We start from the raw sequence: 11588 nt of genomic DNA on the forward strand, positions 1-11588 counted from the left end.
CTCGTTGCATTGCTATGCCGCTCAATCAAGGGGTATGGCGCCACCGGTACCCTCTTCGTCATGCTCCGGACGATGATGAAGTCCAAGATCCACCGTGCGACCGTGACCCAGGCCGACCTCGACTACGTCGGCTCCATCACGATCGACGCGGAGTTGATGCGCGCCGCGGACCTGCTGGAGGGCGAAAAGGTCGACGTCGTCGACGTCACCAACGGCAACCGCTTGTCGACATACGCCATCACGGGTGAAGCCGGCAGCGGCATCGTCGGCATCAACGGCGCCGCGGCACACCTGGTGCAGCCGGGCGACCTGGTGATCATCATCGGCTACGGGCAGGTCGAGGACGCCGAGGCCCGCGACTTCAAGGGTTCGGTGGTCTTCGTCGACGCCGCCAACCGGCAGGTCTCGATCGGCGACGACCCCGGCTTCGCGCCGGCCGGCAGCGGGCTGAAGTCGGCCCGCGCCGCATCCTGAGCCGGTCGTATGCCGGAAGGACATGTCACGCACCGCATCAGCGGTGAACTGGGCCGCGAGTTCGGCGGCCGCGAGGTCCGATCGACCTCTCCGCAGGGCAAGTTCACCGGTGCCGACCTGCTCGACGGACGCGTCTTCGGCGCCGCCGAGGCCTACGGCAAGCACATGTTCATCGGTTTCGAGGACCTGCCGGAGCGGGTGCACATCCACCTGGGTCTGATCGGCAAGTTCTTCTTCCCGGAAGCGGATCCGGCCACCGAGAACGCGCGGTGGCGCCTCACGTCATACGCACCCGACGTGACCATGGAGTTGCGTGGACCCAACCTCTGCGAGCTGGAGTCACCGGAGCAGATCGCCGCGACGATTGCCAAGCTCGGCCCGGACCCACTCCGACCGGACGCCGACCCGGAGGTCGCCCGGGCTCGGATCCGCAGGTCCAGCAGTCCGATCGGCGTCCTGATGATGGACCAGAAGATCTTCGCCGGCGTCGGCAACATCTACCGCGCCGAGACGCTCTACCGGCACCACATCGACCCGTTCATGCCCGGCAAGTTCGTCCGTGGCACGGAGTTCGACCTGATCTGGGACGACCTGGTCGAACTCATGCCGCTCGGTGTCCGCGACGGCCGCATCGACACCGTGTACCCCGAGCACACACCGGAAGCGATGGGCCGTGATCCGCGCGTCGACAAGCACGGTGGCGAGGTATACGTCTACCGCCGGGCCGGCCAGGAGTGCCTGGTCTGCGGCACTGCCGTGACGACCCAGGTGCTCGCCGGCCGCAACCTCTTCTGGTGCAAGAAGTGCCAGCCGCGGTCGCGTCGTCGCACGGTCAAGGACTGACCATCTCGCCGGTCCGGGGGGCAAGATGGAGACCATGACCGACGACACCGCCCTGCGCGACCTCATGGCGGGCAGCCACCTGCTGACGCTCGCGACCATCAAACGCGACGGCCGCTCGCAGCTGTCCAACGTCAGCTACGCCTACGATCCCGATCGTGATCTGATCCGCGTATCGATCACGGACGGCCGGGCGAAAACCGCCAATCTACGGCGTGATCCGCGCGCGACGGTCCTCGTCAACGGCAACTCCGGCTGGTCGTACGCCGCCGCCGACGTGACCGCCACCCTGCTCCCGGTGGCCACTGAGCCCGATGACGCAAGTGTCGAGGAACTCGTCTCGATCTACCGCGCGATCGCCGGTGAGCACTCGGACTGGGACGACTACCGGCGCGCCATGGTCGCCGACCACCGGGTGCCGTTGCACCTGCACGTCGAGCGGCTGTACGGCATCGTGCGGTAGTCCTCAGCTCCTGCGGTATGCCGCGTAGCCGCGCTGGATGCCGATCTGGTCGGCGATGAACCGCGCGTCGTGCCACACGCCCCAGATGAAGCTCGACCCTCGGCGGGACAGCCACGGCAGGCCGAGGAAGTAGACACCGGGCTCACTGGACACACCCCGTCGGTGCCTCGGCCGGCCGTGTTCGTCGAGCGCGTCGACCTTCAACCAGCTGTAGTCAGTGGTGAATCCCGTCGCCCACAACACCGTGCTGATGCCGGCAGCTGCCAGGTCCAGTGCGAGCACCGGATCGGTGACACAGTCCGGGTCGGCCAGCAATTCGCGCGCCTGGGGCTCCGGAGGCAGGTCGAGGTGATTGCGCTCGACATACTCGTCGGCGGCGTCCATCAGCGCGAGCATGTTCGCGTCGCCGGCTCGGATGTTGTCGGCGAGATCGGTCGCGAAGTGCAGCACCCCGTCCTCGTATGACGTCGTCCGGCCGACCAGCGTGATCCCGGTCCCCGCGAGCGCCCGGAAGTCGACGGTTTTGCCGCCACCGGCACCGCTCACCGCGATCGTCACGTGCTCGGCGCCCTGCGGTGGCGTCTCCAGGTCCCAGAGGCCGAGAACGCCCAGCCACCAGCAGAAGTCGCGATCACGGTAGCTGCGCGGCGGCCGGTCGTGCGGACCGACGGACAGATGGACCTCCCGGCCGGACCCGCGCAACTCATCGGCGATCTGCACGCCCGAGGAGCCGGCTCCGACGACCAGCACGTTGCCGTCGGGCAGCTGGCTCGGATTGCGGTAGTCGCTCGAGTGCAGCTGGTGGATGCCGGTGTCCGCGGGGAGGATCGGCGGGATCGAGGGGTCCTGGAACGGTCCGGTGGCGACGACCACGAACCGGGCGTCGATCGTGCCTTCGGACGTCTGGGCGCGGAAGCCGGGGCCGTCGGTGCGCCGCTCGACCGATCGCACCTCCACACCCGTGCGGACCGGTGCCTCGATCTGCTTGGCGAACGTCTCGAAGTAGTGCGCCATCTGGTCCTTGGAGGCGAAACCGTCCGGGTCGGCGCCCTCGATCTCCATCGTCGGGAAGCGGTCGTGCCATGCCGGACCATTGGCCACCAGCGAGTCCCAGCGGCCGGTGCGCCACTTCTCCGCGATCCGGTCCCGCTCCAGCACGAGGTGGTCGATGCCCGCGTCCCCCAGATGCTCGCTCATCGCGAGGCCGGCCTGACCGGCGCCCACCACCAGCACTTCCACATCTTCACTCATGTCGGCCCCCATCAGCCACAAGCCCTTTCGTTGTTCTCGAGCTCGGCCACGATCGCTGCAGTGAAATCGTTGTTTCCGGTGTCGGTCCGGCGTCCCACGAGGTAGCCGGCGACGCAACAGACCGTGATGACGGCCAGCGTGCCGAGCGTGAAGACTTCGAACGTGGTCTGGCTGACGCCCCAGCTGTCCTTGAAGTCGTAGCCGACCCCGAAGAGCCGCTCGATGGTGTCCGGGAACACCGTGGTCCACGACCCGATGACCACCCAGGCGTAGATCACGAAGGTCGCCAGGTTCATCCCCAGCCGACCGCCGGGCACCCGGTAGGGACGCACGGCATGTGGGTACTTCCGCCGTAGCAACCACGCCGCCAGGAAGATCCACAGGTAGCTCAGCAAGAGCGTGCTCACCGCGACGTTGAGCACGACCTCGAACGCGGCGGCTGCAGAACCACTGGTCACCTTGGTGGCGACGATCGTGAAGACGGTCGCCACGACACCGGAGAGGATGTTGACCCGCAGCGGGGTGCCGAGGTTCTTGCTGAACACCCCGAAGTACCGCGGGAAGGTGCCGTCGGCACCGGCGATCGCCTGCACGCGGTCGGAGGCGATCATCCACGCCGCACCCTGGGTGAACAGCACGAAGATGAACAGCAGGGCCACCAGCTTCAGCAGGCCCGTCGACGCGCCGCCATACACCGAGAACACCGTCTTGATCGCGTCCATGAAGCCCGCCGCGCCGCTGATCTTGCTGCTCGGCAGCACCAGCAAAATGCCGAAGATCGGGACGAGATAACACAATGCGGAGACCAACGCCGAGGAACCGATCCCGACCGGGACGTCGCGCTGCGGGTTGCGCATCTCCTCGGCTGCGCCGTTCTGCGCCTCGAACCCCACCACCGCGAAGAGGATCACCGGTGCGCTGGCCAGGAAGCCGCCCGTGGTCGGCGAGAAGTCGCCGGCGCCGTATCCGTGGACACCGTGCTGGCTCGCGTAGGCCACCAGCGTCACCACGAAGATGACGACCAACGCCACCTTGACGATCGCACCGATGTTCAGCAGCCACTTGCCGTAGCGCAGGCTGCTGATCGCCGCGACGATCGCGGCCCAGATGAAGATCAGCTTGAACGCGTAGTCGCCGACACTGCCCGACCCGGTCTTGACGATGAAGTCACTCCACGTCGCCATCGCGAGGAAGGCGAGCGAACCGCCGAGCCACACCGGGTTGGTGACCCAGTAGAGCATCGTCGAGAGCGCCGCGTGGAAACGTCCCATTGCCAGACGGACCCAGACATAGGGCCCGCCCTCCTGCGGGAACGAGCTGCCCAGCTCGGCCATGATCAGCCCGTAGGGCAGCATGAACGTCAGCGCGATGACCGCCGTCCAGGTGAACGCCTGCGCACCGCCGTTGGCGGCGATCTGTCCGATCGTGTCGATCGACAACGTCGCGGCGATCGACATCAGGATGATGTCGGCCCGCCCCAGGCTCGGCCGGAACCGCTTGTCGTGCTCGGTGACCGCCTCGTCGGGCTCCAGCACGGTGCTCATCTCGACACTCCGGTGGCCTGCAGGGCCACGCCCGGCCAGACCGGGTCGAGAGCGGTGACCTCACGCCGGAACTGCACGTCGTCGTTGGGTTTCAGGTCCATCTCGAACTCCTCTGCTGCCCGACGGCCGGACCAGACGGCGGCCGCGATCGTGCCCGGCGCCCAGGCGTCGCCGATGCCGCGGACGGTCAGCAGGTCGCTGTCCCCGATCCGTGACTCGAGCTGCGTGAACAGCTCGTCCTGGGGCAGCCGCGCGGTCACCATGACGAGCGCGTCGGCTTCCAAATCCGTTGTCTGCTCCGTGTAGACACTGGCGATCGTGACCCCGCCGGTCGCCGCGGACACCACCGCGTGGTCGGTATGACGGGCGATGCCGGCTTCGATCAGCCGGCGCTGGATCTTGCCGACCTCGAAGGTGTGCATGGTCCACTGCGACACCTGTGCCGACGGCGTGACGATGCTGACGTCCTTGCCGGCCGCGCGCAGCGCCTCGGCGATCACGCCGCCCAGGTAGTAGTAGTCGTCGTCGTAGACCACGACCCGCTGGCCGGCCGGCAGTTTGCCGGCGAGTATGTCGCTGGGCGTGAGCACCTCGATCCCCTCGACCGGGACCGGCGTGGTGTGGAAGCGGCCGATACCGTCCGCCCGCCAGACGGATCCTGTTGCCACCAGGACGTGCTGGAAGCCGAACTCGAGCACGTCCTCGGCGGTGACCGGGCTCTCCCGGAAGACCTCGACATTGGGCATCGCCTCGATGGCGAGCACGCGGTAATCCCGGACCCGGTTCCACGCGGACAGCCCGGGCAGCTTCGACTCCAGCGTCACGCGGCCGCCGAGATCGCGGCCCGCCTCGAGCAGGTTGACGTCATACCCGCGCACCCCGAGCGCGCGCGCAGCCTCCAGCCCCGCCGGGCCAGCACCGATCACCGCAATGCGCGCGTCGGACGTCTTCGGCTTGATCCGCTCCGGGTGCCAGTCGCGGCGGTATTCCTCGCCCATGCTCGGGTTCTGCGTGCAGCGGATGATCGACATGGTCTGGTCACCGGTGACGCAGATGTTGCAGCCGATGCACTCGCGGATGCTCTCCAGCTGCCGGTCGCGAATCTTGTTGGGCAGGAAGGGATCAGCGATCGACGGACGCGCCGCACCGATCAGGTCGAGGATGCCCTTGCGGATCTGCCGGACCATGGCGTCCGGCGAGGTGAAGCGGCCGACGCCGACGACCGGTTTGGAGGTCAGCGCCTTCAGACCGGCGACGTGCTCCTCCTGGCTGCCCTCCGGACCGAACCGGGAGGTCAGTGAGTCCTCCTCCCACGAACCCATCGCGAAGTCCCACAGGTCGGGCAGTTCGCCGAGTTCGGAGAGCACGCCCTGGATGTCCTCGCGGTGCACGCCGTTCGGGCCGTACTCCCCCTCGACCGCGATGCGGCAGGCGATCGCCGCCTTGCCCTCCGCGATCTCCAGGGTGTCCTCGAGCACCTCGCGCAACAGGCGCATCCGATTGGTGAGCGAGCCGCCGTACTCGTCGGTCCGCTGGTTGTAGCGCGGCGACAGGAAGTGGTGCAGGCCCGAATAGCCGTGTGCGGCATACACGTACACCAGGTCGTAGCCGATCTCGATCGACCGGCGGACCGCGGTCCGGTGCCAGCGGCGCAGGTCGGCGATGTCCTGCTTGGTCATCGCGCGCGCCTGGATCGGCGCGATCGTGTCGGGCGCGACGGGAAGGTGCATCGGCCCGAGCGGGATCTCCCGGCTGTAGAGGTTGGGCGCGTTCATCCCGTTGTGCGCGAGCTCGATGCCGGCCAGCGCACCGCCCTCGTGGATCGCGTCGGCGATGCGGGCCAGGTGCGGCAGGTCCTGGTCGTCCCAGATCCGTAGCTCGATGAACGGCGCGATGTCCGAGGTCGGGTGGATCTCCACCTGCTCGGTGTTGACCACACCCCAGCCGCCCTCGGCCTTGATCCGCCGCATCGCGGCCTGCGCGCTCGGGTCGCGATAACCCATGCCGTTGCAGTGCGGCACCTGGTAGAAGCGATTCGTGGTGGTGACCGGGCCGATCCGGACCGGCTCGAAAAGGATGTCGTACGGGGATGATTCAGGCATCAGTTGCTCCTGGAGAAACGGTCGATGGCGGTCCAGGCGAGCGCGGTGGCACCGTCGACCAGGGCCTGCTCGGCTCGGGGTCCGACGCAGGCCGCGGCGAACTCTTTCTGGTGGTTGACTGCGGGCGCCGAGCCGATCCCGATGTAGGGATGGATCGCGTCGACGACCTGCGAGACGTTGGCGAAGTCCGTGGACGCCCGGCTCATCGTGCCCGGACCCTCGGGTATGACGCGTCCCAGCGCCGCGAGATTCGCCGTGTAGAGGGCCAAGGTCCGTTGGTCGGTGCGCATCTCGCTGTAGGGCTTGCTCTCCGGGGTGATCTCCAGGGTGCAGCCGGTTGCCAATGCGCCGGCCTCGAAGCACTTCCAGACCCGTTCCTCGGTGCGGTGCAACTCGTCCAGGGTCTCCGCGCGCACATACCAGCGCCCCTCCGTGTGCTCGGCGATCGCGTTCGGCGCCTCACCGGCGTTGGTGACGACACCGTGCACCCGGACCGTTGGCGGCAACTGCTGCCGCAGCAGGCCGAGCGCGACCTGGGCGATGGTGAACGCGTCCGCGGCGTTGACGCCCTCGTGGGGCGCGCCGGCGGCATGAGCCGCCTTGCCGCGGTAGCTGATGTGCGAGTGGGACACCGCCAGCGCGGCCGGCTCCGGGTCGTCCTGCGGTGCGGGGTGCGCCATCAGGGCCAGGTCCAGCTCGGTGAACGCTCCCCGGTCCAGCAACTCGCACTTACCGCCGAGCCCTTCCTCGGCAGGTGTCCCGTAGAGCACCACCGTCAGACCGATCTCGTCGGCGACGGCGGCGAGTGCGAGAGCGGCACCGACGCTCATCGCGGTGATCAGGTTGTGCCCGCAGGCGTGGCCGAGGCCGGGCAGGGCGTCGTACTCGGCGCACAGCCCGACGGTGTGCGGCCCGGTGCCGAAGGCGGCACGCAGCGCGGTGTCGAAGCCGAGGTAGGGCCGTTCGACGGTGAACCCGGCATCGGCCAGGGTCTCCGCGACCCAGCCGCTCGCCCGGTGCTCCTGCCAGCCGAGCTCGGGATGCGCGTGGATGCGCTCGGAGAGCTCGACCAGCTGCGGTCGCCGCTCCGAGATCACCTGCGCCGCAGCGTCTTTCAGGTCACTCATCGCCGGGCACGCCATACGCCGGAGCCAGCCGTGGATCGAGGCCGCGGGTGATGTAGTCGGCGGCCTGCGGTTCCCAGAGCGCCCAAAGCCGCTCCAGCTCGCCGACCGGGTCGTCATCCGGATCGTCGTTGTAGTCGACCCTCAAATCAGTAGTCGGCCAGGGCGCGTCGCCGATCACCAACAGGCCGGCGGAGTGCACCGGGCCGGCCTCGCCGCCGGCGTCCAGCGCGGTCCGCATCGCCGACAGCAGCCGCGTCTCCAGCGGCAGCTCGACCGTGCCTGCGAAGCCGCGGACCATGAGCTGTGGGATCCCACTGTCGGACAAGAGGTTTCCCGCCGCGGCGACGTTCGGCGCGGTGGCGCTGCCGTGCGTGCCGAGGGTCCGCTCGCCGCTGAAGGTCGCGGGCCGGCCGGCGCTGTCGACCACGCACAGCTGCCGGTAGGCGATGAACTCCTCGCCCGCTGCGACCGCGTCCAGCGCCTCCTGGGCGGACGCACCGGCCGCCAGCCGGTCCAGCATGGCCGGTCCCAGCCCGGGGTTGGTGATGTTCTGGCTGCAGGCCGCACCGGCGCCGCTCCGCACGAACGCACACCGGGCCGCGACGGCGGGACTGGACGAGCTGACTGCGACCCCGAAGGCGCCGGTCCGCTCGCAGCGCGCGGCGATCGAGAAGGTCACGGGAGCACCGCCGTGACCTGCACCTCGACCAGCCACTCCGGCCGCGCCAGCCCGGCGACCGTGATGCCGGTCGACACGTAGAACACACCGGCGAGCCGCTCGCCCAATACCCGGTAGATCGCCTCCCGGTAGCGGATGTCGACCAGGTAGATGTTGCACGAGACGATGTGCTCGGGCTTGGCGCCGGCCTCGTCGAGCAGCAGGAGAATGTTGTCGGCCACCTGGTGCGCCTGACCGACGGGATCGCCGACCGCCACGTTCTCCCGGGTGTCCAGATCCTGGGCGATCTGTCCGCGTAGGTAGACGGTGTTGCCGGCCACGACCGCTTGGCACAGGTCGTTGGCCAGGTTCTGCTCGGGATAGGTGTCGCGGGTGTTGAACGGGCGGATCCGGGTGTGTCCGCCGACCACGATCGGGTCGCCTGCCATCTGCTTCTTCTCCGTCAGTTGTGGTGGTGCCAGGTCGTTTTCAGGCCGGTGAACTTGTCCAGCGCATGCAGCGAGAGATCACGGCCGAAGCCCGACTGCCCGAACCCGCCGAACGGTGTCGTCACGTCCAGTGCGTCGACACAGTTGACCGACACCGTGCCGGCGCGCAGCCGCTGCGCGACGCGGTGTACCCGGGAGTGACTGTCCGACCAGACCGACGCGGCCAGCGCGTATGGCGAACCGTTTGCGAGAGCGACCGCCTCCGCCTCGTCGGCGAAGCCGAGGACCGCGAGCACCGGCCCGAAGACCTCTTCCCGCGCGATGCACGCATCTGCTGCGACCGAGTCGACGATGGTCGGCTGCACGAACGCATTCGTCGCAGCGCCCGCCACCCGGTCGCCGCCGGTGCGGATGCGGCCCTCGCCACGTGCGACGTCGACCAGGCGCATGACCCGGTCCGCGTGCTCGACGCTGACCAGCGGTCCCATCTGCGTGGCTTCGTCCAGCGGGTCGCCGACCCGGATCGCCTCTGCTCGCGCGACGACTCGCTCCACCAGCGCCTCCTTCATGCTGTCCTGCACCAGCAACCGGGAGTTGGCCGAGCACACCTGACCGCCGTTGGTGAAGATGCCGGCGCAGACTCCGTCGGCCGCCGCGTCCGGGTCGGCGACGTCGGCGAACACGACGTTCGCGCTCTTGCCGCCGCACTCCAGCCAGACCTGTTTCATGTTCGAGGCGCCGGCGTACTGCAGGAAGAGTTTGCCGACCTCGGTCGAGCCGGTGAACGTGAGCGCGTCGACGTCGGGGTGCAGGCCCAGCGCCCGCCCAGCAGTCGGCCCGTCGCCCGGCACCACGTTGAGGACGCCCTCCGGCAGCCCTGCTTCCAGCACCAACTGGCCCAGCCGAAGCGCCGAGAGCGGCGTGTTCTCAGCAGGTTTCAGCACGACACTGTTCCCTGCGGCGAGCGCCGGCGCGAGCTTCCAGACCGCCATCTCGAGGGGGTAGTTCCACGGCACCACGGCGCCGACGACCCCTAGCGGCTCCCGGCTGATCAGCGCCAGCTCGGTGTTCGCGGTGGGCGCGATCTCGCCATACAGCTTGTCGATCGCCTCGGCATACCACTGAAGTATGGCGGCCGAGCCGGGCACGTCGAACTGCGTCGTGTCGCTGATCAGCTTGCCGGCGTCGAGGCTGTCCAGCAGCGCCAGCTCGGCGGCGTTGGCGGTGATCAGTTCAGCGAGGCGCAGCAGGAGACCCTTGCGATATGACGGAGCGGTCCGGCACCACACACCGGAGTCGAACGCGCCGCGTGCCGATACGACGGCCGCGTCGACGTCAGCTGCGTCGCAGTCGGCGACCTGGGCCAGCAGCTGACCCGTCGCCGGGTTGATCGAGTCGCGCCGCCGGCCACTGCGGGCAGGAGTCAGCCGGCCACCGATCACCGCGCCCGTCACCGGACGCAGTGCCTCGGCCTGGTCGGCCCACCTCGGAGCCTGCATCGTCACCACGTGTCACCTCACCAGAGTTCGCTGTTGTGCGTAGGCAACTATGCGGCCGATCCAGCTCGGCCGGGTAACACCGATTTCCGGTCGCTTGGATCAATTTTTTCGATGCAGCGTGGCTGAGTTGGCGAATTCACCGGTAGCGACGCGGCGGAAGGCTCCGGCCCGGCGGGACAGCCGCGTGCTCTTCATCCAGGCCAGCACGATCTCCAGGTCGCGCACCTGGTCCTGCAGCTGCAACGGGACCACGCGCCCGCCGTCATACGTCACGTCGTCCGCCGGCAACTGGTTGAGCAACGCGAAGCCGTGCCCGTGCGCAACGAAGGACCGGACGGTTTCGAACCCCGGCGTTCGGTGGCGCACCTGCGGCTGCACACCGGTTGCGTCGACGACGGTGCCGAGGAAGTAGTCACGGGTGTGCGGCAGGTCGAGCAGGATCAGCGGGTCGGTCTCGACCAGTTCGCGCAGCCGCACGCGCTTGCGCCGCGCGAGACGGTGCTCGGGCGGCACGATCACGTAGGGCCGCAGCCGGTGCACGACCACGCGCTCGATGTCCTCCTCCAAGTCGTAGCCGTACATCAGGGACAACTCGCACGCGCCCGAGCGGAGCGCCGTCTTCAGACCCGAGTGTTCGTCCTCGGTGACCTGCAGCGTGATTGCCGGGTGCGCGGTCTCGAACGCCGCGATCAGCCCGGGCAGGAAGAACGGCGCCAGGGTGGCGAAGCAGCCGACATACAGCTCGCCGACCAGGTCACCACCGGCACCGCGTGCGACATTCTCAAGATCTGTTGCATGACTGAGGAATTCGCGCACCTCGCGCAGGAAGGCGACACCGGCCCGCGTCGGAGTCAGCCCGCGGGCATGGTGCCGCAGGAAGAGCTGCACCCCGAGCTCGCGCTCCAACTGGGCGATGGCGGTCGAGATGGCCGACTGGGAGACGAGCAGGTCCTTGGCGGCGGCCGTCATACTGCCGCGCTCGGCGGCGGCAACGAAATAGCGCAGCTGCACCAGGGTGAACGCCGGATCTGCCACCGGTCAATCTTGACGGACGGTATGGCGAGCCGGCCACCCGCACCGCACGCCGCGGGCGCCGCATCGGCGCCCGATATCCTGGACCCGTCGATCCCGCCTCGCCGAGGAGCCTGCACATCCCATGAGCACCCCGCGACGTTTCTCCT

11 protein-coding genes are annotated in these 11588 nt (G+C 68.6%); 3 read left to right on the plus strand and 8 right to left on the minus strand.

The window, feature by feature from the left end; genetic code table 11:
* Positions 1-60 precede the first annotated feature (60 nt).
* The 3 genes from panD to ACN8HC_RS00950 are packed head-to-tail and all read left to right on the plus strand — an operon-like array spanning position 61 to position 1777.
* Positions 61-474 (plus strand): aspartate 1-decarboxylase, encoded by a 414-nt coding sequence (gene panD, locus ACN8HC_RS00940; RefSeq protein WP_490072989.1) that lies wholly within the window; start codon positions 61-63, stop codon positions 472-474.
* A gap of 9 nt (positions 475-483) precedes the next feature.
* Positions 484-1317, plus strand: a complete 834-nt coding sequence (locus ACN8HC_RS00945) for an Fpg/Nei family DNA glycosylase (RefSeq protein ID WP_490072990.1) — start codon at positions 484-486, stop codon at positions 1315-1317.
* 34 nt (positions 1318-1351) lie between these two features.
* Positions 1352-1777 carry a PPOX class F420-dependent oxidoreductase gene (locus tag ACN8HC_RS00950; RefSeq protein WP_490072991.1) on the plus strand — a complete coding sequence of 142 codons (426 nt, stop codon included), beginning with the start codon at positions 1352-1354 and terminating at the stop codon, positions 1775-1777.
* A gap of 3 nt (positions 1778-1780) precedes the next feature.
* Here ACN8HC_RS00950 and ACN8HC_RS00955 read toward each other — a convergent pair whose 3' ends face one another.
* The 8 genes from ACN8HC_RS00955 to ACN8HC_RS00990 all read right to left on the minus strand — a co-directional run bounded on the left by ACN8HC_RS00955 (position 1781) and on the right by ACN8HC_RS00990 (position 11442).
* Entirely contained in the window at positions 1781-3028 is a 1248-nt protein-coding gene (locus tag ACN8HC_RS00955; protein WP_490072992.1) for a flavin-containing monooxygenase, read from the minus strand.
* 11 nt (positions 3029-3039) lie between these two features.
* Positions 3040-4572: an APC family permease gene (locus ACN8HC_RS00960; RefSeq protein ID WP_490072993.1), complete on the minus strand. Its 1533-nt coding sequence runs from the start codon at positions 4570-4572 to the stop codon at positions 3040-3042.
* A complete protein-coding gene (locus tag ACN8HC_RS00965) occupies positions 4569-6674 on the minus strand; it encodes an oxidoreductase (protein ID WP_490072994.1) in 2106 nt (701 codons plus the stop codon). Before ACN8HC_RS00965 ends, ACN8HC_RS00960 begins: the two co-directional genes overlap by 4 nt.
* The gene (locus ACN8HC_RS00970; RefSeq protein ID WP_490072995.1) at positions 6674-7801 is read right to left on the minus strand and encodes a M20 family metallopeptidase; all 1128 of its coding nucleotides are present in this window, start codon (positions 7799-7801) and stop codon (positions 6674-6676) included. Before ACN8HC_RS00970 ends, ACN8HC_RS00965 begins: the two co-directional genes overlap by 1 nt.
* Positions 7794-8480: a DUF1028 domain-containing protein gene (locus ACN8HC_RS00975; protein WP_490072996.1), complete on the minus strand. Its 687-nt coding sequence runs from the start codon at positions 8478-8480 to the stop codon at positions 7794-7796. The genes ACN8HC_RS00970 and ACN8HC_RS00975 overlap by 8 nt, the downstream gene beginning before the upstream one ends.
* Positions 8477-8908 (minus strand): RidA family protein, encoded by a 432-nt coding sequence (locus ACN8HC_RS00980; RefSeq protein ID WP_490072997.1) that lies wholly within the window; start codon positions 8906-8908, stop codon positions 8477-8479. Before ACN8HC_RS00980 ends, ACN8HC_RS00975 begins: the two co-directional genes overlap by 4 nt.
* Positions 8909-8922: 14 nt before the next feature.
* Complete coding sequence (locus ACN8HC_RS00985) at positions 8923-10407, minus strand: aldehyde dehydrogenase family protein (RefSeq protein ID WP_490073673.1); 1485 nt, start codon at positions 10405-10407, stop codon at positions 8923-8925.
* Positions 10408-10506: 99 nt separating this feature from the next.
* Positions 10507-11442: a LysR family transcriptional regulator gene (locus ACN8HC_RS00990; RefSeq protein WP_490072998.1), complete on the minus strand. Its 936-nt coding sequence runs from the start codon at positions 11440-11442 to the stop codon at positions 10507-10509.
* Positions 11443-11588 lie beyond the last annotated feature (146 nt).

This window comes from Flexivirga sp. YIM B11880 (assembly GCF_058148645.1).